Genomic DNA, 24,992 nt, shown 5'->3' with positions numbered 1-24,992 from the left:
ATGTGAGTGCCGTCGATGTCGCGCGACGTCCACCACGTCCCGTCCGAGAGGTCCTTACGCACCGGCCGCCCGGATGGGCCCCACCGAATCGAGCGAGCCACAGGAGCCCAAGGTGTGGCATAGGCCAGTGCGGACACCGCTGCTGGCCTGTGCGTCGCGGAGGCCGGGTGCCGGTCCGGTCAGCCGTGGTCCGGAACGATGACAAGGCGTCCGCGCAGTCCGCCCTCGGCGAGCCGGGCGTGAGCCTTCGCCGCCTCCTCCAGGGCATACGTCTCGGCGACCCGGAGGGTGAGCACGCCCTCGTCCACCAGCCGGACCAGTTCCGCCAGGTACGCCCCGTCGGGGCGTACCTGGACCGCCTCGATGCGTACTCCGCGTTCGGCGGCCGGGGCCGCGACGGGGTTGACGCCGACGTAGGCGCCGCCGTTGCGCACCCGGGCGAGTGCCGGTTCCCCGAGGATGGCCGCGTCGAGGACGGCGTCGAAGTCCGCCCCGCCGGTGATGCCGGTGACGTGCGCCGCTCCCAGTGACCGTACGAGCTGCTCGTCCTTCTCGCGGGCCAGTGCGGTCACCGATACCCCTTGGTGGGAGGCGAGCTGGACGGCGTATCCGCCCACCGCGCCCGCTGCCCCGGTCACCAGCAGGGACTGCCCCTTCCGCAGTTCCAGCAGGTCCAGTGCCCCCGCAGCGGTCAGGGCGTTCAGCGGCAGGGTCGAAGCGTGCACGGCATCAGCCGACGACGGCGCCGGGGCCACCCAGTCGGCCTCCACGACGACGTACTGGGCATGCGTGCCGTCGGCCAGCGCCACCACCGCGTCGCCGACGCTCCACGACGTGTCCGCGCCGACCGCGTCGATCGTCCCGGCGACATCGCCACCCAGCCCGCCAGGCGGTCCGAACATGCCCATCCGCTTGAGAGTGTCGACCGGGTTCAGTGCGGCTGCCGCGACCTTGATCCGCACCTGGTGCGGCCCGGGCTCGGGCAGGTCCACGTCCATGATCTCCACGGCTTCGGGACCGCCGAATGTCCTCACCACTGCAGCACGCATGGGAACTTCTCCTGAGATGACTTGTGTTCGCGCGTTTCCGCCTTGCTGGCGCAACCCTAGGAAGCATTACTCTCCAGCAGGAAGTAGTTACCTGAAAGTGCCTAGTGCACCGGGAGGAGAGTCATGGCGACGATGACGGCAGCTCAGAAGCGTGAGCAGGCGCGGGCCGATTACGACGCGTTCTGCCGCACCTGCCCGACCAACGAACTGCTCGGCCGGCTCAGCGACAAGTGGGTCGGCCTGGTCGTCGCGGCCCTGTCCGACGGCCCCCGCCGCTATGGGGAGCTGAACCGCAAGATCGCGGGTGTCAGCCCCAAGATGCTCACGCAGACCCTGCGCGCCCTCGAACGCGACGGCCTGCTGTCCCGCACGGTCACCCCGTCCGTCCCCGTCCGCGTCGACTACGAACTCACCCCCCTCGGCGTCGGCCTGGCCGGCTTGCTGACGGCCGTGAAAGCGTGGGCCGAGACGCACTTCGATGAGGTCCGCGCGGCACGAGAGCACTACGACGCGATGGCCGATTCACCGGCATCCTGAGACCGGCTCTGAATCTTGGCGTGTGAACTGTGGAAGGCCCTCGGCTCCTGCGCGAGGGCGACACGCTCGTCGTTCACTGGACCGGCTCGGCCGTTTCCCTCCAGGACCTCCGACGGCTGTACGGAACCTCAAGTCTGGGCGGCCGCAGCATCGCCGTGGTCGGTCTGGGCCGCGTCGGGGCCGGCCTCGCCCGCCTGCTCGCCGCGGAGGGAGGCGGCCTGACGGTGACCGACATCGACCCGGACAAACAGAAGATCGGCGATGAGCTCGGCGCTGTCTGGCGGGCGCCCGGCGAGATCCTCGCCGCCGACGTGGACATCGTGGTCCCCGCGGCTCTCGGCTCCCTCCCGACCAGGCGGACCGCGGAAGATCTCCGCTGCCGTGCCGTGGTCGGACCGGCGAACAACCAGCTCGCCACGCCGGATGTCGCAGACCTGCTGCACCAGCGCGACATCATCTGGTTGCCGGACTATGTCGCAGGCGCCGGGGGAGTCATCAACGCCGTCAGCACCGAGCTGCACCGCGTCAGTGCCGACGAGGCCCGCGCACGAGTACGGGCCATCGAGGACACCGTCGACGACCTGCTGGACACCGCGCAGCGCCACGGCCAGACCCGGCGCAGGCGGGGAGCGAGCCGGCCCGGCGCCGCCTGAGCGCCACCGCCGGGCCCACCGGCTCACCCACGGCCTCGCCGCGGATGCGGGCAGCGGGACCCGAAGACGCCGAACATGGCGCTGCTGCACGCCGACAGCTGGCGTCGCCACTACCGTGGCGCGTCTCCGACGCGTTCCTGGACGGCGATGTGGTGGCCGACCGGCGGTCCGTCTGGTCCTTGCGCCTCTCCGCCCCGAGCGGCAGTGCGACGGTCGTCGCCGCGGACGACACCGGGCTCGCAGGGTTCGTCCACGTCGTCTTCGACGAGGACGGCCGCTGGGGCAGCCTCGTCGACAATCTGCACGTCACCCAGCACCGCCGCCGAACGGGCCTCGGCACCGCGCTGCTCGCTCGCGCCGCGCCGCAGTGGCCGTCTCCGAGCGTGCGAGGAGCAACGCCATGTATCTGTGGGTGCTCGAACAGAACACGGCGGCCCAGGAGTTCTACCGGGCCCTGGGCTGCACCTGCGTCGAGAAGGCACTGGTCCCGCCCCCCCGGCGGGGTAGCGTCCCGGCTCGCAGGATCCCTCGCCAAGCTCCGCTTCACCTGGCCCGACGCCTCGCTGCTCGCGCCGGCCAGCGGACGGCAAGGCGTACAGACGACCCGAAGGAGCACGCCATGACCCCCGACGCGAGTACCAGCGTCGACCACTACGACCGGCTGCTCGCCGAGCACTACACGTGGATGCTGGGCGGCGACGTCCACGAGGTTGCCGACCGGCAGGCCGCGCTGCTCGCGGAACTGGGCCTGGCGGGGACCGAAGACGACGGTACGGCCATCGACCTGGGCTGCGGCTCCGGTGCACAGACGCTGGCGCTGATCCGCCTCGGTTTCGCCCCCGTGCTCGCCGTGGACACCAGCCGCCGGCTGCTCGACGAACTCGTCTCGTACGTCCGGGGCGCCGAGGCGGTACGGCCGGTGCACGGCGACATCCGCACCGTGCTGCCCGAGGCCGCCGAGCCGGGCACGGTCACGGCGGTCGTCTGCATGGGTGACACGCTGCCCCACCTCCCGTCCAAGGCGGACGTCCCCGTGCTGCTCGGCCACATCAGCCGTGCCCTCCGCCCGGACGGCCATCTCGTCATCACCTACCGCGATCTCACAGCGGAGCTGCGGGGCACGGACCGTTTCATCCCGGTCCGCAGCAGCGACGACCAGCTGCTCACCTGCTTCCTCGAATACCGCGACGAGGACACGGTGATCGTCAACGACCTGCTCCACACCCGCACGAACGGCTCCTGGCAGCAACGGGCAAGCAGCTACCCCAAGCTGCGAATCGCGTCCTCCTGGCTGGTCGAACAGTGCCGGACCGCGGGACTGGACGTGCGCCGCGACGCCGCGGACTCCAGAGGGATGCGGATCCTCCACGCCGTGAAGCCCTGACGGTGTTCATGGCTCTCGTACGACACTGGCGACGACCGTGGGGCGACGACCTCGTGGAGGCCCGCGACCCTCGGCGCGTGCCTTCCGGTCGGCGAACAGCAGATGCCCGGCGCCGACCAAGAGCGAGGGGCAGCGGCCTCACAAGGCGAACGCGACCGTGGCAGTCACGGCCGCGCACAGCGCGAACAGAAGGGCGGACATGAGCGATCCCACAAGAAGGGCCGAACTGTTCGGCGGCGCCGACAGCGATCGCCGGTTCACCGGCCCGACGACCGGCGACGAACGACGGATGCTCATCGACGTCCTGAGCGCCCAGCGCGCCACGCTGCAGTTGAAGTGCTCCGGCCTGGGCCCCGAGATGTCCCTGCGGTCCGTGGAACCGTCCACCCTCTCGCTCCTCGGCCTGGTCCGGCACCTCGCCGATGTGGAACGCCGCTGGTTCCGGCGGGTCCTGGCCGCGCAGGACGCCCCGGCCCTCTTCTCCTCGACTGCCGCCCCCGACGGGGACTTCGACGGCGCCACGGACGACCCCAGGGGCGTCACCGCGGCATGGGAAGCGTGGCGGACCGAGGTGGCCTTCGCCGAACGGTTCGTCACCGAGGCCCCGGACCTGGAAGTGGAGGGTGAGGACTCCTGGCGCGGAACGGTGTCGCTGCGCTGGGTACTCATCCACATGATCGAGGAGTACGCCCGCCACAACGGCCACGCCGACCTGCTCCGCGAGCGCATCGACGGAGCGATCGGCGTGTGAAGCCGCGGCCGCCTTTCAGCACCTCGACCGGTGAGCCGGCACACCCGCACAGGGTCGCGAGCGGTGTAGCCGATCCTGGTTGCCGCCGTTCACATTCGTGATGGTCAGTCAAAAGCGGCCGTCGTGGTAGCGGGGCGTGGGCGCATAGACCCCTGCCGCAGCCTGGCGCCCGGCGCTCGGTGTCCGCGGTCAGAATTTCTCCGCGGGTGAGGAGCACTCCGTAGCCGGCCTGCTCGGCCTGTTCCTGGGGCGCCGGTGAAACTCAGCCTTACCGCTCCAGTGGGTCCCGCGGGCCCGGTTTGAGCGGTCCAGGGATGCGACTGCGCGCTCCGGCGGGCGCTGCCGCCTCGACCGCCGCCCGAGGAGACCGACCCGACCGTGACCGGCCTTGCGCGGCCCGAGCGGCAGCAAATACTTGGCTAGCCACATTTTTGGTGTACGGTAGTTATGTGTCTAGCCACCTAAATGGGTGGCGACACGAGAGGAGTCATCATGAAAGCCATCCTGTTCGACCGTTTCGGCGGCACGGAAGTACTGCACGAGGCGGACATCGAGGTTCCGCAGCCCGGCCCCGGGCAGATCCGCGTCCGTGTCAGGGCGGCCGGGCTGAACGCGCTGGACGGCAAGATCCGCTCCGGGGTGCTGGAGGCCAGGTTCCCGACGCCGTTGCCCTCCGTCCCCGGTCACGAGCTCGCCGGCGTGGTGGACGCCCTGGGTGAGGGCGTGCGGGACGTGCAGGTGGGCGATGAGGTGCTGGGCTGGTCGGACACCGGCTCGTACGCCGAGTACGCGCTGGCCACCACCGTGGCCCCCAAGCCCGCCGGTCTCGACTGGCAGCACGCGGTCGCCCTGCCGGTGGCGGGCGAGACCGCCGAGCGGGTCCTGAACCTGCTCGGCGTCGCCGCCGGGGAGACCGTACTGATGCACGGCGCGGCCGGAGCGGTCGGAACCCTGGCGGTCCAGCTCGCCACCGCCCGTGGAGCGCGGGTCATCGGCACCGCCGGCCCTGCCAACCAGGAATACCTCGCCTCGCTCGGCGTCACCGCGACCCTCTACGGCGAGGGCCTGGTCGAGCGGGTCCGGGCGCTCGCCCCCGACGGCGTGGACGCGGTGTTCGACCTGGCCGGGAAGGGAGCCCTCGAGGACTCCATCACCCTGCGCGGCGGCACCGAGCGCATCGTCACCATCGCCGACTTCGGCGCACACCAGCTCGGCATCACCTTCGCCGCCGGTCCCCAGGAACGGTCGGCCACCCGCCTGGCCGCCCTGGCCCAGGACGCCGCGACCGGCAAGGTCGTCACCACCGTCACCGCCTACCCGCTCGACCAGGCCGCCACGGCCCAGCAGGTCAGTGACGCCGGGCATGTCCGGGGCAAGCTCGTCCTCACCCTCGACTGATCGCGCGCGCCTTTCCCTCTTGTTCCGATCATCACCTCGCCATCACCGCACCGAAGGACCCTTCATGCTGAACTCCCTGTGGACACCGACCACCGTCGGCGCCATCCCCCTCCCGCACCGCCTGGTCATGGCCCCCATGACCCGTGACCGCTCCACACCCGAAGGCGTCCCCACCGAGCTGAACGCCGAGTACTACGCCCAGCGGGCCTCACACGCACTCATCATCACCGAGGGAACCCAGCCCTCCACCGATGGCCAGGGCTACCTCCTCACCCCCGGCATCCACAATGACGAACAGATCGCCGGGTGGCGCAAGGTCACTGACGCCGTGCACGCGGCCGACGGCCGCATCGTCATCCAGCTGATGCACACCGGACGGATCTCCCACCCCGACAACACCCCCCACGGGCGCCGGCCGGTCGCCCCTTCGGCGATCCGGCCGCAGGGCATGATGTTCACCGCGTCCGGGCCCCAGGAGATGCCGACCCCCCGTGCTCTGTCGACGCAGGAGGTCGCGGCGACCGTCGACGACTTCCGCCGCGCCGCAGCGGCTGCCGTCGCGGCAGGCGCCGACGGCGTGGAGATCCACGCCGCCAACGGTTATCTGGTGCACCAGTTCCTGTCCGACAACACCAACCAGCGCACCGACCGCTACGGCGGCTCTCTCGACAACCGCATCCGATTCGCCGCCGAGGTGGCCGCTGCCGTGGCCGACGAGATCGGCGCCGACCGCACCGGCGTGCGCATTTCTCCCGGCAACCCCTACAACGACATCACCGAGTCCGACACCGCCGAGCTGTACCCGGCGCTCCTGCGCGCCCTGAGCCCCCTCGGCCTCGCCTACCTCCACATCCTCCACGCGGACGACGACGCACTGCTCGGCACCCTGCGCGCGCTGTGGCCGACCACGCTGATCCTCAACCGGGCCGGCACCGACCTGCCCACCCGCGCCAAGGACGTCGACAACGGCACGGCCGACCTCGTCTCCGTCGGCGCCCTCGCGCTCGCCAACCCGGACCTGGTCGAGCGGCTACGCTCTGACGCGCCGCTGAACACCCCCGACCCGGCGACCTTCTACGGCGGGGGAGTGGCCGGCTACACCGACTACCCCACCCACACCGTCTGAGGAACCGAACCATGGCCGCCCCCACACCCCGTACCCCCACCACGGCCAGCGAGGGGCCGATGAGCTACGCGATCTTCCAGCTCGCCCGTGCTCACCGTGCCCGCGCCGCCGCCATGCTCCGCGAGATGGACCTGCATCCCGGCCAGGAACTGCTGCTGATGCAACTCCTCGACCGGGACGGCCAGACCCAGTCAGAGCTGCTCGAAAGCGTCGGCCTGGACCACTCCACCGTCTCCAAGTCCCTGCGCCGCATGCAGGATGCCGGCCTGCTCGTCCGAGAGCCGGCCGAACACGACCGGCGTGTCATGGTCGTCCATCTCACCGACAAGGGCCGTGCCATGCGAGAGCCCCTGGCAGCCATGTGGCAGGCCCTGGAGGAGACCTCCGCGCGAAACCTGTCGGCGCAGCAGGCGGAGGCCTTCGTCCGCACCGCTTACGCCATCGCCGACGCCATCAACAGCCGCGCTCTTCCGCCGGAAGAATCCAAGTAACTCCCGCCGTTTGCACCCCGGTTCCGGCCGGGGCGCGCACACCGGTTCCGGCGTTCTTGCGCAGGAGACCGTGTCGCAGCGCGCTCGGCCGCCCGGAGGCGCGTACTGAACGTAGACGGGGAAGTCCGCATCACCGGCGTCCGGGCCACCCCTCGAACAAGCACCCGCGGGCCGGCGGTGACCCGCGCCGCGGGCCCACCACATGCCCGCCCCCTGAGCGCCCTGACCTGATGGAAAGTGAGCCCCCCCCATGACCACCACCCTCCCGGTCCTAGTCGTCGGCGCGACCGGCTCCCTCGGGGGCAAGGTCGTCGACGAGCTGCTCAAGCGCGGTAAGAACGTCCGCGCCCTGGTTCGGCCGGCCACCGACGCGAGCCGGCTCGAAAGCCGGGGTGTCGAGATCGCCCGCGGCGACATGCTCGACCTCGACTCGCTCGTCGCTGCCATGAACGGCGCCGATGCCGTCATCACCACCGCTGCCGGCTACACCCGCGGCGGCAAGAACGCGTACGACATCGACACCGTCGGCAACGCCAACCTCGCCCAGGCCGCCCACCGTGCCGGCATCCGGCGGTTCGTCCTGACGAGCATCCTCACCAGCGACCAGACGCCCCATGTCCCGCACTTCTGGCACAAGAAGGTCGCCGAGGACAAGCTCGAACAACTCGGCGTCCCGTTCGTCGCACTGCGCCCGGGTGCCTTCCTCGACCAGATCGCGACCATGGCGGGCGACCCGATCGACAAGGGCCGCCTGATGTGGATCGGCAAGACCACCGTCCCCCTGACCTTCGTCCACACCTCCGATCTCGCGGCCTACCTGGCAGCCGCCGTCGACGCCGAGACCGACAACGGTGAGCGCATCGACATCGGCTGGGACCGTCCGGTCAGCATGCGCGAGATGGCCGTCCTGATGGGCAGCCGGGCCGGCAAGAAGATCAAGGTGTGGGCCGTACCTACCGCCGTCACCCGCACCGCGGGAGCCGTTGCCGGCCGCTTCATGCCCCTGGTCAAGGACATGGCCGCGATGTTCGGCTGGTTCGACACCGGCCGCTACGTCGCCGACCCCCGCCGCCAGGAGCAGCTGTTCGGCCCCGTCCCCACGGCCGAGCAGGCCCTCGCCCGGTTCGCCGACGAGCTGGGCAAGGCGCAGTGCCGGTGACGGGCCGGCATCCGGCCGAATGACCACGCCGAAGAACACCTCGTGGAGGTCGTCGCGTCCCTCCCGGCGGATGCGCCGACGGCGGGCCTGCAACGCAGCGTCCTCAGGCCAGGCGGTCCACAGCCCTCACACGGTGCCCGGTCGTCTGCTTCTGTTCGCCGCGGTCATGAGGTCGTCCAGGGCTCGGCGGAGCGTCATCTCGCGCTCGGGATCGTCATCGACGGACACCACGGCGTCATACAGATCCTCCAACGCCTCCGGGCGATTCCGCGCGATCCCATTGACGATGCCGATGACATCGGTGCGAGCCTTGGTGTGGCGGGGCAGAGTCGCGGTGACACTCGGGTCGAGCATGCTGATCACCGTTTGTCGCTCGGCGATGTCGGCGAACAGCGGATAGGCCAACAGAGCTTCTACGGCTCGTTGAAGGGGCGCGACCGGTCGTACGGAGGAGGGGGCCGACGCCTCGCTGCCGTCGGAGCTCCGCAGCCTGATCTCGGGATGCTGCCGAGTACGATCGGCGTCCCTGAGATTCGCAAAACGTGCTTTGACGGCGGCGAACAGATCCTGCGGATCGGGCAGCCCTGGCAGGACGGCGGCCTGGTCGGCCAGCAGGTCCAGCATGACGTCGGAGAAGAGGCCGGTGGCCTGCGCGAGGTCGTTCATGGCGGCCTGGCCGGCGCCGGCCGCGCGGAGCAGGCTCTGCCGGTGGGTCAGGGTGCGCCGCCCGACCGGCAGGGCATCGGGAGCGAGCGGCTGCTGGAAGTTGAGGTCGTCCTCGGAATTCGCGGAGGCGTCCACGATCCACAGCTGCTGGGTGAGCCCGGGAACAGCATCCCCGGCATACCGCTCCAGCGCCGAGTCCAGATCGATGCCCACCTTGTCGGCGGTGGTCGCATCCGCGCAGAACAGCCGTTGGCGGCCGGCACGGTCGGTGACACCGTGCCCACCCCACCATACCCAGAGCACGTCGCCCTGTGCGGACGCCAGTTCGCGGACGAGGACGCGGCGCAGGGTCGCACGGTCTGCGGGTTCGTACTGCACGTCAGGGACATGCGGTGGCAGGGGAGAGAGATGGAGGCGCAGGTTGGCTTCCGGCACGCCGGCGCCGCGCAGCAGCCGGTGGAAGCGGACCGCGTCCCGGGCGGGCCCGATCAGGTCCCAGGTCGGTCCGGCGTCGTAGCGCTCAATGCCGACGATCAAGGCCTGCACACGGGCCGGGTCTCCGCGTGGCGCTGTGGCATCACCATCGTCAGTCATGCGCTGTTCAGCTCTCGGCAGGTCCCGTACCGACGTCTCGGCAAGCGCCCACGCCGAGCTGTCGTCCTTGCTGGGTGAGATCCTCTCGAGGCCGCTCGCGCCGTCGTCCGTGGGCGCGAGGAGCCGCTCCAGTTCTGCCGTGACCGCAGCCCCGTCGAGGGCCCGTGCCACGTCGAGCAGGGCCCGCTCGCCACCGGCCGTGTCCAACGCGGCCCGTGACAGGACGGTGATGTCCTCATGCAGCCTGATGCCCCGCAAGTCGATGGACCGGCCCAGTAGGTCTCCCAGCAGGGCAGCGAACTGCAGACGCCCCTGCGCGTCCGCCAGACAGTCCAGCGTGGACAGGGCATCAGTCAGGCGGAGCAGATGTTCACGGCGGGAGTATGCCTGTCCTGCTCTTTCTGTTTCCAGTTCCGCAAGAGGTGCGCCTCCTCTGGGCAGGCTCAACGTCCCCGAACGGTCGGCGATGATGGCCGGGAAGTCAGGAGTGCGGCCCAGGCGTGGTGTGATGAAGTCGCTGACGGCGTCAGCGGTGCGCTGTGCCGAGCTTGCTTTGATCACTGTGCGAAGTACCGCGCGCACGTCCGGCGCGAAGGCGAAGACGTCCTGCCCCTCCAGCGCGCCGTCCACATGCATGAGACCGCTCAGCAGAACTTCCGCCAGACAGACCGGGCTGCTGTCGGGCAGGGCAGCGGCCTGGATGAGCCGCATCACCGGAAGCGTCAGCGGATCGACCGCTGCCAGGTGGCCGGCCAGCTCGTAGGCGTGCGGCGAGGCCATCGCCTGGAAGACCTGCACGCGTTCGGCGGCGGTCTGAGGCTCACCGGTGACCGCATCGTCGAAGGGCACCGCGTCGGGCGGACTCTCCGCGTCGATGACACGCATGGCGGCCACGCCGCCGTGCGACGCGATCAGTTCCGCCCAAGGGCGCAGACTCGCCTCGTCCAGCTCGAGGACGGGCACCGGGAGGCCGGGCCGTGGACCGAACAAGGCGGGAAGCCAGGGGTCATGGGCGGAAAGCCGGCTGTTGGAGGGCGCCGGCCCGGTCGTACGGACGATCATGGGTTCGGCAGTCAACGCGGTCTCGCCCCACAGCCGGAGCGGGAACACGTGCAGTACCGCGGTCGGCGCGCTGCGGGCCAACGTGGCCAGACGTCTGTGGGCGGTTCCGGTGTACCAGTGGTCGGCGACACCGTCGGTCACGACGAGCACAGCGGTCCGATCGCCGACGAACCGGACGGGTGCGCCGAGCGGACTCACACGCACGGAGCGGAAGATGCCCGAGCCCCTGAGCGCATCGGCCAACTCGTCGACGGTGTCGCGCCACACCCGCATGGACAGGCCGTCGTCGACGGCGAGGACGAGGTGAAGCCAGCGGTCCGCAGCCGGGCGCAGCACGACATCGAGGACGCCGCTCTCGGCGATGGCGCCGACGGTGGCGCTCTCGTCCAGCTCATACCGGTGCGCGGACGGCACCCTTCGCTTGAGCGCACGCAGCCCCCGGACGACGCCGAGCGGATGCCGCAGGCCCCGTACGCCGGGAACGCGGACCGGCGAACCCGGAGCCCCGCCGTCGCCGTCGCCGGTGAAGGCGTAGACCGGACGCCGGCCCCGACGCGGCGCGGCCTCGGCCGCATCGCCGTCCGGCTGCTCCGGCTGGGGGAGAATGCCGGGCGGTGGCATGGCACCGCGCTCCGGTACGGCTGCCGCGGACCGGCTCGGCGGCCCGTGCAGGGCCAGCCACAGGGCGTCGCTCAGCTCCCGGGGGGAGAGGTCTACCCCGGCGCTGCGCAGGGCGGCATGCAGGCCGGCCACCCAGAGCTCGTCCGGTTCACCGGACTCCGCCGTTCCTGAGCTCACGCAGCACCGCCTCCCTGCCGGAGCATGTCCTGCGCAGAAGGCTCGGCGGCAGCCAGTTTGGGACGCCCGAGCGCCGCATTGACCACATGCGCACAGGTCAGTAAGAACCCCTCTGCGACGATGAGGCCCGCGCCCAGCCCAGCCCCTGCCGCACCTCGGGCGTGCACGGTCACCCACGAGCGGCGGATTGGCGCGTCCGGGTCGTTGTCGAACGACGGGTGCACGGCTACTCCGTCGGCGCCGGTGGTTCGAGGTTCCAGGTCGCGGACACCGTCAGGCTCGCCTCGCCCTTGTTGGCGACGATACCGAGCGTCAGATCATTGCCGACCTTGACGCCCAGGTCCACAGTGAGCTGCTGGGGCCGCCGGTCCATGGCGGACACCGTGTCATGCACCGACTGGAGGACCGGGACCAGCGGCTTCAGAACCTGCCGCAGTGCGCCGTGAGCAGCACGCGCTACGCGGCCGTTCCGCTCGCCCGCGACGGGCACGAGCGGTGCGGAACCGGGCGTCGCACCCTCCGCCGCGGAGTCGGCCAGCGGACTGGGAAATACCTCCAGCAGAACTGCCTGACCGTCGTCGAAGGTGAACTCCACGTATTCCCCCATGGCCCCAACTATGCCAGGTTCCAGTTGTGCTTCGTTGGGTTCTGGAGCTCTTGGTCGGCAGGGGGCGGCCGCAGGTGGCGCGGGTGCCGGTCCAGCACCTCAGCAGGTCTTGGAGCATGTACAGGACCTGGTAGAGGCTCAGGCCGGAATCTGGGCTTCTGGGTCGAGCCTCCGCAGGGTGAGGAAAGCCTGGGCGGCGGTGACGAGAGTGACGTGGTGGCGCCAGCCGCGCCGGGTGCTCGGAAATCGCAAGCGCCGGTAGGGAGCTGATGTCAGGCTGGCTGATGTGTCCGACTAAGCCTTGATCGATGCGGCCGACCTGGCGGCCTGCTCGATCTTCGCGCAGTAGGCTGCACGGGCTTCCTCGTCGATGGGCTGCTCGTGTTCGGCGCGCATCCCGGTCCGGCCGTCGAGGCCCTCGCGCAGGATGTCGGCGTGCCCGGCATGCCGGTTGGACTCGCCGATGACATGGACCATGATGGCGAACAGGTTCGTGTTGGGACAAGGCTCCGGCCACCACGGCACGTGGCCGGGGGCGTCGAGGGGGAGCTCGTTGATCGTCGCGTCCGAGTGTTCCCACGTGCGCCGGTAGAACCCGATGATCTGATCGCGGGTCTCGTCCTCGGTCGCCCACTGGTCGCTGCCGTCGTGGTCCTGCCACCGGGACAGCGGTTCCGGGGAAGGGCGGTCGAAGACCTCGCCGAAGTACCTGGCCTCGACGGTGGCCACGTGTTTGACCAGACCGAGGAGGTTGGTCCCGGTCGCTGTCAAAGGCCGGCGGGCGTCGTATTCGGACAAGCCGTCGAGTTTCCAGAGCAGCGCCTCGCGGTCCCGCCGCAGTCTCCCGTGCAGGTTGTCCTTCGCGAATTCATCGATCATCGGCGTGAACCTTCCATGGGCTGTTTCGTGGTCTCAAGATCCCGTACGTAGTCCGCAACGGGGGGGCGACGACTCGCGGCCGACCCGACCTGCGACGGTTACTGCGCAGGAGAACTACACGCATGCTGTTCGGTGCCGTTCTCTGATCCCGTTGAGCAGTTCGGGACGGGGAACGGGGAGGTGGGCGGGTGCCAGGTGAGAATCCAGCCGGCGGTAAGCACCGCCGCGCCGCCTGCCAGGGCGATTGCGCCGCCTGTTCCGATGCCCGCGGCCACCGAGCCGAAGCAGGCCGGCCCGACGCCCTGCAGCGTCATGCTGCCGGAGCCGAGCAGACCGAAGGCCTGGCCCTGGCCATCCTGCGGCAGGGCGTCCAGGAACGTCCGTTGCAGGCCGAGACCGTAGGCCAATCCGAAGCCGCAGAGCAGCAGCAGACAGGACGAGACGCCCACTCCGGGCTCGGTGGCGAAGCCGACCAGCGGCAGTCCCGTCAGCGCAATCAACGGGACTACCAGTCGCTCCCGGGTGGGTGGCCGTAGCAGTCGACCCACCAGCAGGTCACCGACAAGCATGCCGACCGGCAGACAGCCCATCAGCACCGCGTACCAGCCGGGCGCGAAGTGGCGTCCTCCCGCGTAGGCGACGATCAGACCTTCCGCGCCCGCTACGAACGCGGGCGGTAGCCACTGGGCCAGCATCAGTCGTCGCACTGTGCGTCCGCGCAGCAGCAGGCCGGCGCCGTGCAGGCTTGCCCGGACGGCCCCGCCATCGCCCCGAGCGCTGCCGGGTGTGCCGCCGAACTCTCCCGGCTGCAGCCGGGGTAACCGGATGCGGATGGCGAGCGCGCAGCCGAGGTAGAGGGCGGCGCTTACCGCGAGCGCCCGGTGCGGGCCGAGTACCGCGACGACCGCACCTCCCAGCGCCAGACCGAACAATTGCGCGCCAGAGGAGGCGATGTTGTTCAGTGAACGGCCCAGTACATAGGCGTCGCCCTTCAGCCACTGCGCGACCAGCCGACTCGACGCGCCGCCGAACACCGGTGTGGCGAGGGCGACCAGCGCCACGAGACCGAGGCTTGCCGCGATCGGCATCCGCACCAGGGCGAGCAGCAGGGCGGCGGCGCACTCCAAGGCGTAGCCGCCGGCGATGAGCGCGCGGGGCGGCAGTTGGTCGGCCAGTGAGCCCAGCAGCAGCGAGCCGAACAACTGCGGCAGAAAGCCGATGCCGAAGGCCAGTGCGCTCAACAGCGCGGAGCCGGTGGCCGCGAAGACCAGCACCGAGAACGTGGTGATCCGCAGCGAGCCCGCAGTGATCGCGACGGCGCGGGTCGAGAAGAGCAGCCGGAATCGCGGCTCGGCCAGCACCTCCCGGTAGGTGGCGCGGTGGTTGCCCTGCGCGGGTTCGGCGGTTGGGATCATGACGCCCAGCCTCGCCGCGCGCCCCCGCCACTCACCAATGATTCGTCGCTGGACGAATCGGAACAGACGTCCGGCGGTAGCATCGCCGGGTGCTCCGCTTCGAAGTCTCCGTCGAGGACCTGCTGCGCAGCCGCTTCGCACTGTCGCCCGCGATGGACCTCTGCTTACTGCTGCGCTCACTCGCCGGCCAAAACCGGCCGCTGCCGCGAGCCTGGGCCACCCGGCTCCTGCCGGCCTTTGAACGGCTTCGCCGCGAGACCGAGCTGGACGCCGCCCTCGCCCTGCACACTCCGCAATCCGGACCGAACTTCGTCGCCCCGCCCCCGCGCGGCATCAACCAGACCTGGGCAGACGACCTGGCCATGATCCGGGCCACACCGCTGGAAGCGGCCCGCCGCGAATTCGCCACCACCGCGACCGGCCCGTCCGCCCATGATCCCCGCGTGCGCGCAGTGCTGGACTCCACGGACGCCGTCTCCAGGATCGCCGAGGCGATGGACCAGGCGTGGCACGAACTGCTCGCCACGGACTGGCCGCAACTGCGCGCGATCTGTGAGCGCGATGTCGTGCACCGGGTGGGTGTGATCGGCGAACACGGATGGGCCACGACCATCGAGAGCCTGCACCCGAGCATCGCCTGGCGCGCCGGCGGGATCGAGATCGGCTTCTTCCCCCCAGTGGGAAACGTCCGCCTCGCCGGCGACGGACTACTGCTGATCCCATCGGTCTTCGTCGGGAACATCGCCGCCCACCTGGAAGACCCCTGGCCCAGGACCTTGGTCTACCCTGCCCGCGGCACCGCCGCCCTGTGGGGCGAACAGGCGACCGTCCCCCAACCGGACGCGCTGACCGCTCTGGTCGGCCGGGCCCGAGCCCGGCTGTTGTTGGCGCTGGACGCCCCGGCCAGTACCAGCCACCTCGCCCGAAGCCTCGCCATGGCACCCGGCGCGGTGGGAGACCACCTCGCCATCCTGCGCGGCGCGGGGCTGCTCGTCCGCGCGCGGTCCGGACGGTCGGTGCTCTACCGGCGCACCCCGCTCGGCGAGGCGCTGGTCGCCGGTTCGGGCTGAGGCTCAGAGCAGCGCTGTTTTTTTGAGGCGCCGCCAGCAGATCATTGCGTACCCGTGGGTGCGGAAGGCGCCCTGGTGGATGGCGACGCGGATTTCCCAGCGGATAGGCAGTCGGCGGAACCAGCGCAGAAGTGCGAAGGCCGCTTCGACGACCGATCGGTTCTTGCCCAGTCCGCCGCCGTGCCCGGTGCGTGCCGGGCGATGAGCGTGCGGATGCCCAGCTCACGGACCTGGCGGCGGTAGAAGTTGTGGTCGGGACGCCGTCGGCGTAGAGGACGGCGGGGAGCTGACGGGATCGTCCGCGCTTGCCGCGGATGGGCGGTACGGCGTGGATCAGGAACCCTGGCTCACCTCGTCAGCCGGTGACGCCGTGCTGGAGCTGCTTCTCGGCGCAGAGCAGATTGCGGCCGCTGACAAATTGGGTTGGAACCAGCCGTGCATCTGGCAGACAGCCGTACAGCCCCTCCATCCCGGCCGCCGTCCACGACAGTCGTTCCTGCGCCACAGCGGGGTCGGTCATCGACGGACACGGTGCTCACGGCGCCGCACGGCGCCGGGCGTACGGCGAGCCAAAACAGGTCGTCGTCTCGGTGGACCAGATCGAAGGCCACGAAGTGCGCCGGCCACTCCCACGCCGCCTGAGCGGCAGCTGGGCGACGCTGTACAGTCTCGCCTCCACGAAGGAACAGCTGGTCCTGACGGTCACCCGCGCCTTCTTCAGGGGGGCGACAGCCGAGATCGAGCAGGCGGTCCAGGCCGAGCCCGACCCCAGGCAGCGCATCCGCGTCTACCTCGCCGGCGTCGGCACGGCCATGAGCCGGCATTCCCACGCCTTCTACGACGACATGGTCGGCTACGAACCGACCGCGCAGATCTACCGCAAGAACTCCGCCGCCGCGGCGCGCCGGGTCCACGAACTGATCGAGGAGGGCGTACAGGCCGGCGCTTTCCGCGTGCTCAACGGCCATTTCGCCGCCCAGGTCGTGGCGGTCACCATCGACGCGGTCCAGTCGGGGGTCCTCCTGGAGAGGACCGGCCTGACCGCCGGCGACGCCTTCTCCGAGCTCGGTGACCTTCTGCTGGACGGGCTCAGTCCGGGGCACGGCGCATTCGCGTCTCCTTCCACAGCTGCGCGCTCGCCCAGGGACCAGGCCTAGGCGCCCAGGTACCACCGGGGAAGGGGAGCACCTCTCCAGAACGACGCGCGCCGGCATTGCCCTCCGATCCGAGGGCAGACCTCGGACCCGGGTTCGACAGCACTTGCGCGTCAGGACGAGCCCCGGCGAACGTCATCTGTCCTCGGATGCCGTGACGCAGAAGCGATACCGGATCCGCTGGGTGGGACCACCTCGCCAGGCAGAGACCGCCGATCCACGGATAAACCTTCCTCTCCCGCCCTTGCGCGGGCGCCCCTACGTTCAAGGCTGCGGGCGCTCAACGGCCCGCCGTAACGAAGGAGCGAGACCCCCATGAAGATGACCGGCAACACGATCCTGATCACCGGCGGAACCTCGGGCATCGGGCTCGGTCTGGCCCTGCGCCTGCACGAAGCCGGCAACAAGGTGATCGTCGCCGGCCGGCGCAAGGAACTCCTCGACGAGATCACGGCCGAGCACCCGGGCATCGACGCGCTCGTCCTCGATGTCGCGGACCCCGACTCGATCGCCCGGGCCCGTGAGACCGTGGCGGCGAGTTACCCGAGGCTGAACGTCCTGGTCAACAACGCCGGCATCATGCTGCTGGAGAACCTCCTCGACCCGGCCGAACTCCAGGTCGCCGAGGATCACGTCGCGACCAATCTGCTCGGTACGATCCGGATGACGTACGCCTTCCTGCCCCTGCTTGCGGGCAAGGACGACGCGGTCGTCATGAACGTCACCTCCGCGCTGGCGTTCGTACCGTACCCGAGCACTCCGACCTACAGCGCGACCAAGGCCGCGCTGCATTCCTTCTCGGAGAGCCTGCGCATCCAACTCGCCGGTGCCGACGCCGGCGTCCAGGTGATCGAGGTGGTCCCGCCGGGCGTGCGCACGACCCTGCTGGGTCAGGAGGACAACGACCAATCCATGCCGTTGGACGACTTCCTCACCGAGACCCTCGACCTGCTGCGCGAGAACCCCGACGCGAAGGAACTGGTCGTCGAGCGCGCCAGGTTCATCCGCGACGCGGAGGCCAGCGGCTCCTACGACGACGTCCTCGCCATGATCAGCGGCAGTTGACCGACCTGTAGTGACCGACGAGGAACGGTGGGGACCGTCGCCGCAGGCCGTCTTCCAGGCGACGGCCTGCGGCGCACCACCGACAGTCGGCGAAGTTCCCAGCGGGTCGTGCAGGCCAGGTGACCATCGGGTCGTCTCGCTGCGAGCGCCCTCGGCGTCGGCCGTGCGGGGCGGCTTCGCGGGGATGGGAGAGGAGGGCTCAGCCATGGATCGGCGGTCTCTGGATAGCCGGGCGGGATGCGGCGAGGATGGCGGCATGGACAAGAAGGAACTGGCGGAATTCCTGCGCCGCCGGCGTGAGATGTTGCGCCCCCGCGACGTCGGGCTGGTCGAGGGGCCGCGCAGGCGTACGCAGGGGCTGCGCCGCGAGGAGGTCGCGCAGCTCGCCGGCATGTCCACCGACTACTACGCCCGGCTGGAACAGCAGCGTGCTCCGCAGCCCTCGGTCCAGATCACCACGGCTCTCGCTCGGGCACTGCGGCTGACCCCGGACGAACGAGACCACCTCTTCGTCCTCATCGGCCACAACGCCCCGGCCCGCTTCCACCGCTCCGAACATGTCAGCCCGACACTGATGCGGGTCCTGGACCGCCTGGACGACTCCCCGGCCATGGTGCAGACCGACCTGGTCGACACCCTCGCGATGAACCCGTTGGCCGTCGCACTGCTCGGCGACCAGACCCGCCACACCGGTCTGGCCAGCAGCGGCTACTACCGCTGGTTCATGGACCCGGCCGAACGGCTCATGGTTCCCGAGGAGAACCGCGAACGCCACGGCCGCGCCCAGGCAGCCCGCCTGCGGGCCGCGCTGACAGCCGGCAGCGACACTCCCCGAGCCGCCCGGATCCTCGCCGAACTCCAGGAACACAGCCCCGAGTTCGTCCGCATGTGGGAACTCCAGGAGGTCGCCCGGCGCTACGACGACTGCAAGACCATCCTCCATCCCGAACTCGGCCGCATCGACGTCGACGCCCAGCTTCTGTTCACCGAGAACCGCGCCCAGACCCTGGTGGTGCTGACCACTCGCCCCGGCACGGAGAGCCACGGCAAGCTCGAACTGCTCTCCGTCATAGGGCACCAGCAGCTCACCCCCTGACGTGCTGGACCGGGGGACGGGTCCAGACTCGGCACGGCAGGGGCCGGACAACGGGTGCCCTGGGATGGTGCAGGCGGAACCGACGACCGGATGACGCTGCAGGCCCTTCTGCGGCACGGGCAGGCCGTTGGCCCCCAGGGGGCGCGCGTACGCGGCCATGTCGTCGCCGACGCACTTGGTTCGCCCGCCGTGGTGGCCGCGCTCGCGGGCGGAGGCTTGGCCTGGATGCGAATGCGGCCGGACATGTCGGCCCTCTGCACTGCCCGGGCCCCGTGATCGGGCCGCCGGTTTGACCGGATGCCCCCTCCGTTTTACTCTCGGATACATGCGGAGGCAGCATCCGTTTTGATGCGGCCGCAGGATCACGACAGGCAGGAGGGCGTATGGGCGCCGGTGAACAGCGAGGACGCAAGCCCCGCGCGGACGTCCAGCGCAACCGCGCTGCCCTCCTGGAGACCGCGCAGCGTCACTTCCTGCAGCACGGGGTCGGCACCTCCCTCGAGGCGGTGGCCAAGGAGGCGGGCGTCGGGCCCGGCACCCTGTACCGGCACTTCCCCACCCGGGAGGCGCTCCTGGCGGCTGTGCTGCAGACACGCTCCGAGGAGCTGGTGGCCCGCCAGGCGGACATCGATCAGCTCGGCGACCCGGCCGAGGCGCTGGAGCAGTGGCTGCGGGCGATGGAGGAGTACTTCAGCGCCTTCAGCGGGCTGCCGGACCCGCTCATGGCCGCCGCCCGGGCTCAGGAGCCGGACAACCCGCTCACGATTCCCTGCGACATCCTCATCTCCGCCACCGATCAGTACGTACGAGCCGCGCAGCGAGCGGGGCGCGTGCGCGCGTCGGTGCGGGGGCATGACCTGTTCCTCGCGGCCTGTTCCATTGCCTGGATCAAGGGCAACGGCACCGAGGAGGAGTCGCTCGACCGGCTCCGCATGCTCATCGCGAGCGGCTACCGCCAGCGGGACGCCCAGGCGTAAAACGTCAGGCACGCCGCCCAGACCCCCGCAACGCCAGGCGACACCACACCACCCAGCCATCACATTGCGCTGCCCTCAGAGGCTGCACAACTTCCCCAGGGACAAATCATGAAAATTACTGTCATAGGCGCCGGCGCCATCGGCGGGAACCTCGCTGCCAAGCTCAGCACGGCCGGTCACGACGTCCAGGTGGCCGACGCCCGCGGCCCCGAGGCCGTCCGGCCGGAGGTGCTGGAGTCCGGGGCCCGCGCGGCGGAGCTCGCCGACGCCGTCCAGGGCCGGGACGTCATCGTCCTGGCCATCCCCTTCGGGGTGGCGGGGAAGCTGGCCGGCCTGTTCGCCCCGGTCCCCGCCGAGACGGTGGTCATCGACACCTCGAACTACTATCCGCACCTCAGCGGGCAGATTGAAGCCGTGGATAACGGCGAGATCGACAGCGTGTGGAACGCCGAGCAGCTGGGCCGCCCCGTGGTCAAGGCATGGAACGCCGCCCTGGCCGAAACCCAGCGGACCAAGGGCGTCCCGGCCGGAACGCCCGGCCGCCTCGCCATCCCCGTCGCCGGCGACTCCGAGGAGGCGCGGCGCGTGGCCATGCAGCTCGTGGACGACACCGGCTTCGACCCCTACGACGCCGGCACGCTGGCCGACTCCTGGCGCCAGCAGCCGAACAGCCCCGCCTACTGCACCGAGCTGACCCTCGACGAACTGCCGGCGGCCCTGGCCGCGGCCGACCGCGTCAAGGACGCCCGCATCCGCGACAGCGTGCCGGAACGCCTCGCCGCCCTCCCGGCCACGGCCACCCTGGAGGACGTCGTCGAGATGAACCGCGCCGCCCACCGCTGAGTCACTTGACGCGGCTCTCGTGCGCAACGGCACGAGGGCGGCAGCGTCGGCACGCCACGCGAACACACGCGAACACGAAGAGCGCAAGTCCCCGCGCTGCAGCCTGCAGCCTCGGCAAGCCGCTGCCTGCGAGCATCCGCAAGCCTGCCGGAACCCGCAGGGCGCATCCTGCGCCCGGCCCTTACGCCGGCTGCCTCCTTGCGTGGGCTGCCGTACTGTGCTGCGCTGCTGCCGCAGCGGCGGTGACTGCGCGCCATGGAGAGGAACCGCCTTGCCCGGCACCGCATCACCCTTCACCGACATCGCCCGCTCCCGACGCTCCCCCCGGCAGTTCCTGCCCACCGCCCTGTCCCCTTCGGACATCCGCGGCGTGCTGGAAGACGCACAGACGGCCCCCTCGAACAGCAACACCCAGCCGTGGACGGTGCACGTCGTCTCGGGTGCGGCGCGGGACGCCCTGGCCAAAGAGCTGCTCCGGGCCGAGGAGGAGGGACGGACCTCCCCGGATTTCACCGATGGCTACGGCGAGGGCCTCTACCTCGAGCGGTCGCAGGCCCTGGGCGCGAGTGTCTACCGGGCCCGGGGTGTCGAGCGCTCGGACCGGGACGGCAGGAGGGCGGCGGTCCGCGAGAACCTGGAGTTCTACGGCGCTCCCCATGCCGCCTTCCTGTTCATGCCGGCACTCGGCGACGGGGTGCGGACGGCCGGCGACATCGGCATGTACGCGCAGAACTTCCTGCTCTCGCTGGCGGCCCGGGGGCTGGCCGGCATCCCGCAGACCATACTCGGCGTCTATGCCGACACCGTCCGCGAGTCCCTGGGTGTCCCCGCCGAGCTCAAGCTGCTGTTCGGAATCTCCTTCGGCATGGCTGACCCGACGGCTCCGGTGAACACGCTCCGCACGGAGCGGGTTCCGCTGCAGCGGAGCGTGGTCCTGCATGACACCCCGGGAGTCCTCGACAGGCAGTAGTTCCTCCGCCCGCCGGAACCATCCGGCGCCGGGCCCGGGCCCGCCACTCGGCCGGCCCGGGCTCGGCGCCCGCACCAGAGACATTCTCCGTTTTTCATCGCCTCGTCCAGATCGTGCAAGGGCTGTGGGACAGCTGGGAGAAGGACGCCTGGGCTTCTCGACGTCGCTGGCAAGCGGTTCGCCGACATGGACAAGATCCAGCCGGTCAACCTGCAGGGCAAGCACGCCGCCTCCGCGGCCCGCGGCCCCCCATCCCCCCGTCCGAGCAGGGCCAGCCGGTCATCTTCCAGGCGGGCGGCGGCGGTTACGGCCTGGAACTCGCGGGCCGTTACGCCGGCGGCGTCTACGCCAATCCGTACACCATCGAGGACGCCCGGGCCCAGCGCCAGGCCCTGCGAGACGCCACCAAGCGCGCCGGACGCGACCCGGACGAGGTTGTCGACCTGTGCCAGCGCGTCCGCTACCTCGGCGCCATGATCGGCCTCCCGCTCGGCCCTGGCCGGCTCGACGAGCCGCTGACCGCGGACCAGCTCGCCGACGCCATGCCCAGCCCGCACGACCCGCGCTCCGCCCGCGCCCTCGCAGTGGCCCGGGAAGACTGGACAATGCGCGACGTGCTCGCCCACGGCGTCATCGACTTCCACCCGGTGACCGTCGTCAGCGCCGCCGACGTGGCCGACCACATGCAGCAGTGGTTCGAGGCAGAGGCCTGCGACGGCTTCTCGATCGCCGCGACGGCTACCATGACGGCTTCGACGCCTTCGTCAACCAGGTCATCCCGCTCCTGCAGGAACGCGGCCTGGTCCACGACGACTACGAAGGCCCCACACTGCGCGAGAACCTCGGCGCCCACGAGCAGTACGGCCTCGACCCGCGCCTCACGAAGCCGGCCCCCGTCATGACCACCACCCCTCAGGTGTTGGCAACGCCATGGCCGCCTCGCTGAAGGCGCTTCGGGACATGCACCGAGTGTCCGTTTAGCAATACCTTGACCTAATCCTGACTGCAATAACACCCATATCGGGCATATGGGCAGGCAGTGTGGGAGTGCGCCCGTCACTCGCCACCTCTGGTGGGAGGTTCCACCTCATGGCTCGCATACCCGGTCCTCATTCTGGGATCCCGGCCCCCCGTCCAGACGTCGCCTTGGCCCGGGGCTGTGAGAGATGCAATGGCTGGGGCACTGTGATCACCCCCGAGGGCCGTCATGAACTGTGCGAGGCCTGCCAGCAACCAACCAGTGCCCCTCCCGCTGCGGCCACCGCCCCGAATTCCTAAGGAGCGTTTCTGGCTCCCGCTCCGGTCGGGGGGCCTGATCGACATGTGAGCCCGCTCTCCCGGGGAGGCCCGCCGAACGGTCCATGGTTCGGGCAGCGCGGCCCTTGTTGAGTTGGCAGGGGCCCGCGGCATGAACAGCAGACGAGCGCCGGGACCTGCGCTGATGAGCAGATCCCGGCCGAAATGGCTCGCCGTCCGCTGGTGGCCTGACAGGCCGGGCCTTACTTCAGGTGCCGGGTGAAGAACTGGACTGCGGCGTCTGCTGCGAACTGCGGGACGCCGGTGTGCCCACCCATGTTGGCGTGCAGGGACTTCTCCTGGGAGCCGAAGGCGTCGAACAGGTCCAGGGCCGCCTGCCGGTCGTTCCCTTCGTCGTCCCACTGCAGCAGGACGTGCAGTGGAATGGTGACCTGGCGGGCCTCCTCGAACATGGCGCGAGGCACGAAACTCCCGGCGAAGAAGCCGGCGGCCACGATGCGCGGCTCGACCACCGCCAGCCGGATGCCGATGGAGATCACTCCTCCCGAGTAGCCGACCGGGCCGTCGATGTCGGGCAGCGACAGGAGGGCGTCCAGGGTGGCCTGCCATTCCGGGACTGCCTTGTCGACCAGCGGGAGGACGAGGGCGTCGACGATCTCGTCGCTGACCGGCTCACCGGCCTGCATCGCCCGGCGCAGGTCGGCTCGGGCCTGCTCGGCGGCGGGCCAGCGGGACCGGTCGCCGCTTCCGGGGAGCTCGATGGTGGCCGTGGCGAAACCCTCCGCCGCGGAGTGCCGGGCCCGGGCCACCAGTCGGGGGTACATCTTGCGCAGCCCGAGGGGAGGGTGGCCGAGCAGAATCAGCGGGACCGGTGCGCATGTGGATGCGGGTGTCCACAGGATGCCGGGGATCTCACCGAGGGTGAATTCGCGTTCAAGGACGCCGTCGTCGAGACGCTGTTCAGAAGTGAAATGCATGATCGTGCCTTTCGGGAGTGCACTGGAACGGCGCTCCCGGACGACCTGGCTATCGCCCGACCGTGACCCCGGAGGGGAGCACCCATGTCGATACTGCGTTCACGGGTACCACCTCCTCGTTCTCTCGCACGGCCTCCGGAAACCTAGCAGTGGTCGCCCTCGTCCGCCAACGAGTTTTCGTGGAGCCTCCGTGGCCGAATACCACTGAGACACTGGGCACTTGGGTGTCGTCGCGACTTCCCGAGCTTCCGTGAGGCGAACGGTGGGGCGGTGGTCTTGGCACGTGCCCTCGATGTGTCGGTGCGATTACCCCTGGGGTAATCGCACCGCCCAACGACCCTCAGCTACGTTCTCTCCGCAGCCGCCGCAATCACTCCGACATCATCGAGTACCTGGAGCGCATCCAGGCGACCCTCGACCCCTTCGCAGGCCGCTTCGTCATCCACGGCCCGCCGGCCGAAGTCGCAGAGGGTACGTGGCCCGGCAGCATGGTGCTGATCGAATTCCCCAGCCTTGCCGAAGCCCGTGCCTGGTACGACTCTCCCGCGTACCGGGCCATCCTGAGCCTGCGTACCGATCACATCGAGGGCGACTTGCTGCTCATCGAGGGTGTCGGGCCGAACTACGACCCGGCCGAGCGGGCCAGTCGACCAGGTAGTCCTGCAGCCTCCTACTCGGGCGCCGAGATACTGAGCGCTCGTTGTTCGGCCGCCGCAAGTTCTGGGCAGCGGGCAAGGAGCCGCACGCCTGAAGCCGTACACGGTCAGCCGCCTGCCCGCCCACCAGCTCGACGTCATGGTGCTGCGTCGGCTGTACGGCCTGACGCCCGAGAACGTCTCAGCCTCCTGAGCCCCCCGGCCACTGTCATGACGTGGGACGAGTCCTCGCCCCGGCACTAAGACTTTGGTCGCCCTGGAGTAGACCATCGGCCGATACGCGGCGCCCTGGGCAGCAACAGACTTGCAGATATGAGCCTCCGTCAAAGTCCGGCCTCCCCACGGCCAATGCCGCCGT

Annotated in this window: 24 protein-coding genes; 17 read left to right on the top strand and 7 right to left on the bottom strand. The window is 70.2% G+C overall.

Annotation, left to right across the window (positions count from 1 at the left end):
* Positions 1-179: 179 nt before the first annotated feature.
* Complete coding sequence (locus MQE23_RS00770; RefSeq protein ID WP_037666302.1) at positions 180-1,049, bottom strand: NADP-dependent oxidoreductase; 870 nt, start codon at positions 1,047-1,049, stop codon at positions 180-182.
* A 123-nt stretch (positions 1,050-1,172) separates the two neighbouring features.
* Between MQE23_RS00770 and MQE23_RS00765 the strand changes: the two genes are divergently transcribed.
* The 8 genes from MQE23_RS00765 (at position 1,173) to MQE23_RS00730 (ending at position 8,548) form a co-directional block, all read left to right on the top strand.
* Positions 1,173-1,586 carry a helix-turn-helix domain-containing protein gene (locus MQE23_RS00765; protein ID WP_020269346.1) on the top strand — a complete coding sequence of 138 codons (414 nt, stop codon included), beginning with the start codon at positions 1,173-1,175 and terminating at the stop codon, positions 1,584-1,586.
* A gap of 29 nt (positions 1,587-1,615) precedes the next feature.
* Complete coding sequence (locus tag MQE23_RS00760; RefSeq protein WP_243377850.1) at positions 1,616-2,239, top strand: hypothetical protein; 624 nt, start codon at positions 1,616-1,618, stop codon at positions 2,237-2,239.
* 619 nt (positions 2,240-2,858) lie between these two features.
* Positions 2,859-3,623, top strand: a complete 765-nt coding sequence (locus MQE23_RS00755; RefSeq protein ID WP_020269344.1) for a class I SAM-dependent methyltransferase — start codon at positions 2,859-2,861, stop codon at positions 3,621-3,623.
* Between the two features lie 199 nt (positions 3,624-3,822).
* On the top strand, positions 3,823-4,374 hold the full coding sequence (locus MQE23_RS00750) for a DinB family protein (RefSeq protein WP_243377849.1): 552 nt from the start codon (positions 3,823-3,825) through the stop codon (positions 4,372-4,374).
* A gap of 492 nt (positions 4,375-4,866) precedes the next feature.
* On the top strand, positions 4,867-5,772 hold the full coding sequence (locus MQE23_RS00745) for an NADP-dependent oxidoreductase (RefSeq protein WP_243377848.1): 906 nt from the start codon (positions 4,867-4,869) through the stop codon (positions 5,770-5,772).
* A 64-nt stretch (positions 5,773-5,836) separates the two neighbouring features.
* Complete coding sequence (locus tag MQE23_RS00740) at positions 5,837-6,898, top strand: alkene reductase (RefSeq protein WP_020269261.1); 1,062 nt, start codon at positions 5,837-5,839, stop codon at positions 6,896-6,898.
* An 11-nt stretch (positions 6,899-6,909) separates the two neighbouring features.
* Positions 6,910-7,389, top strand: a complete 480-nt coding sequence (locus tag MQE23_RS00735) for a MarR family winged helix-turn-helix transcriptional regulator (protein WP_020269260.1) — start codon at positions 6,910-6,912, stop codon at positions 7,387-7,389.
* Positions 7,390-7,639: 250 nt separating this feature from the next.
* Positions 7,640-8,548 (top strand): SDR family oxidoreductase, encoded by a 909-nt coding sequence (locus tag MQE23_RS00730; protein ID WP_243377847.1) that lies wholly within the window; start codon positions 7,640-7,642, stop codon positions 8,546-8,548.
* Between the two features lie 126 nt (positions 8,549-8,674).
* On the opposite strand, the gene MQE23_RS00725 is transcribed toward MQE23_RS00730, so the two are convergent.
* The 4 genes from MQE23_RS00725 to MQE23_RS00710 all read right to left on the bottom strand — a co-directional run bounded on the left by MQE23_RS00725 (position 8,675) and on the right by MQE23_RS00710 (position 14,569).
* Positions 8,675-11,668, bottom strand: a complete 2,994-nt coding sequence (locus tag MQE23_RS00725; RefSeq protein ID WP_243377846.1) for an SAV_2336 N-terminal domain-related protein — start codon at positions 11,666-11,668, stop codon at positions 8,675-8,677.
* Positions 11,669-11,894: 226 nt separating this feature from the next.
* Entirely contained in the window at positions 11,895-12,275 is a 381-nt protein-coding gene (locus tag MQE23_RS00720) for a CU044_2847 family protein (RefSeq protein ID WP_037666163.1), read from the bottom strand.
* 294 nt (positions 12,276-12,569) lie between these two features.
* A complete protein-coding gene (locus tag MQE23_RS00715; protein WP_020269252.1) occupies positions 12,570-13,154 on the bottom strand; it encodes a DinB family protein in 585 nt (194 codons plus the stop codon).
* Positions 13,155-13,252: 98 nt separating this feature from the next.
* A complete protein-coding gene (locus MQE23_RS00710; protein ID WP_243377845.1) occupies positions 13,253-14,569 on the bottom strand; it encodes an MFS transporter in 1,317 nt (438 codons plus the stop codon).
* Between the two features lie 89 nt (positions 14,570-14,658).
* Here MQE23_RS00710 and MQE23_RS00705 point away from each other — a divergent pair, with 89 nt between their 5' ends.
* Positions 14,659-15,639 (top strand): winged helix-turn-helix domain-containing protein, encoded by a 981-nt coding sequence (locus MQE23_RS00705; RefSeq protein ID WP_020269250.1) that lies wholly within the window; start codon positions 14,659-14,661, stop codon positions 15,637-15,639.
* A 355-nt stretch (positions 15,640-15,994) separates the two neighbouring features.
* Here the strand turns inward: MQE23_RS00705 and MQE23_RS00700 are convergent, their stop codons facing one another.
* A complete protein-coding gene (locus tag MQE23_RS00700) occupies positions 15,995-16,159 on the bottom strand; it encodes a hypothetical protein (protein WP_020269249.1) in 165 nt (54 codons plus the stop codon).
* 70 nt (positions 16,160-16,229) lie between these two features.
* Here MQE23_RS00700 and MQE23_RS00695 point away from each other — a divergent pair, with 70 nt between their 5' ends.
* The 7 genes from MQE23_RS00695 to MQE23_RS00665 all read left to right on the top strand — a co-directional run bounded on the left by MQE23_RS00695 (position 16,230) and on the right by MQE23_RS00665 (position 22,646).
* Positions 16,230-16,796 (top strand): TetR/AcrR family transcriptional regulator, encoded by a 567-nt coding sequence (locus tag MQE23_RS00695; protein WP_243377844.1) that lies wholly within the window; start codon positions 16,230-16,232, stop codon positions 16,794-16,796.
* A 312-nt stretch (positions 16,797-17,108) separates the two neighbouring features.
* Positions 17,109-17,858 carry an SDR family NAD(P)-dependent oxidoreductase gene (locus MQE23_RS00690; RefSeq protein ID WP_020269247.1) on the top strand — a complete coding sequence of 250 codons (750 nt, stop codon included), beginning with the start codon at positions 17,109-17,111 and terminating at the stop codon, positions 17,856-17,858.
* Positions 17,859-18,114: 256 nt separating this feature from the next.
* A complete protein-coding gene (locus MQE23_RS00685) occupies positions 18,115-18,954 on the top strand; it encodes a helix-turn-helix transcriptional regulator (protein ID WP_020269246.1) in 840 nt (279 codons plus the stop codon).
* 383 nt (positions 18,955-19,337) lie between these two features.
* On the top strand, positions 19,338-19,931 hold the full coding sequence (locus MQE23_RS00680; RefSeq protein ID WP_020269245.1) for a TetR/AcrR family transcriptional regulator: 594 nt from the start codon (positions 19,338-19,340) through the stop codon (positions 19,929-19,931).
* A gap of 108 nt (positions 19,932-20,039) precedes the next feature.
* Complete coding sequence (locus tag MQE23_RS00675; RefSeq protein WP_020269244.1) at positions 20,040-20,774, top strand: NAD(P)-binding domain-containing protein; 735 nt, start codon at positions 20,040-20,042, stop codon at positions 20,772-20,774.
* Between the two features lie 271 nt (positions 20,775-21,045).
* Positions 21,046-21,744 (top strand): nitroreductase, encoded by a 699-nt coding sequence (locus MQE23_RS00670; protein WP_243377843.1) that lies wholly within the window; start codon positions 21,046-21,048, stop codon positions 21,742-21,744.
* Between the two features lie 113 nt (positions 21,745-21,857).
* Positions 21,858-22,646 carry an LLM class flavin-dependent oxidoreductase gene (locus MQE23_RS00665; protein WP_243377842.1) on the top strand — a complete coding sequence of 263 codons (789 nt, stop codon included), beginning with the start codon at positions 21,858-21,860 and terminating at the stop codon, positions 22,644-22,646.
* 597 nt (positions 22,647-23,243) lie between these two features.
* Here the strand turns inward: MQE23_RS00665 and MQE23_RS00660 are convergent.
* On the bottom strand, positions 23,244-23,978 hold the full coding sequence (locus tag MQE23_RS00660) for an alpha/beta hydrolase (protein ID WP_243377841.1): 735 nt from the start codon (positions 23,976-23,978) through the stop codon (positions 23,244-23,246).
* A 305-nt stretch (positions 23,979-24,283) separates the two neighbouring features.
* On the opposite strand from MQE23_RS00660, the gene MQE23_RS43595 reads away from it, so the two are divergent.
* Positions 24,284-24,877 carry a DUF1330 domain-containing protein gene (locus MQE23_RS43595; protein WP_347710159.1) on the top strand — a complete coding sequence of 198 codons (594 nt, stop codon included), beginning with the start codon at positions 24,284-24,286 and terminating at the stop codon, positions 24,875-24,877.
* Positions 24,878-24,992 lie beyond the last annotated feature (115 nt).

This window comes from Streptomyces sp. HP-A2021 (assembly GCF_022807935.1).
Lineage (GTDB): Bacteria > Actinomycetota > Actinomycetes > Streptomycetales > Streptomycetaceae > Streptomyces > Streptomyces afghaniensis.
This window is presented reverse-complemented; position numbering and strand designations above follow the sequence as displayed.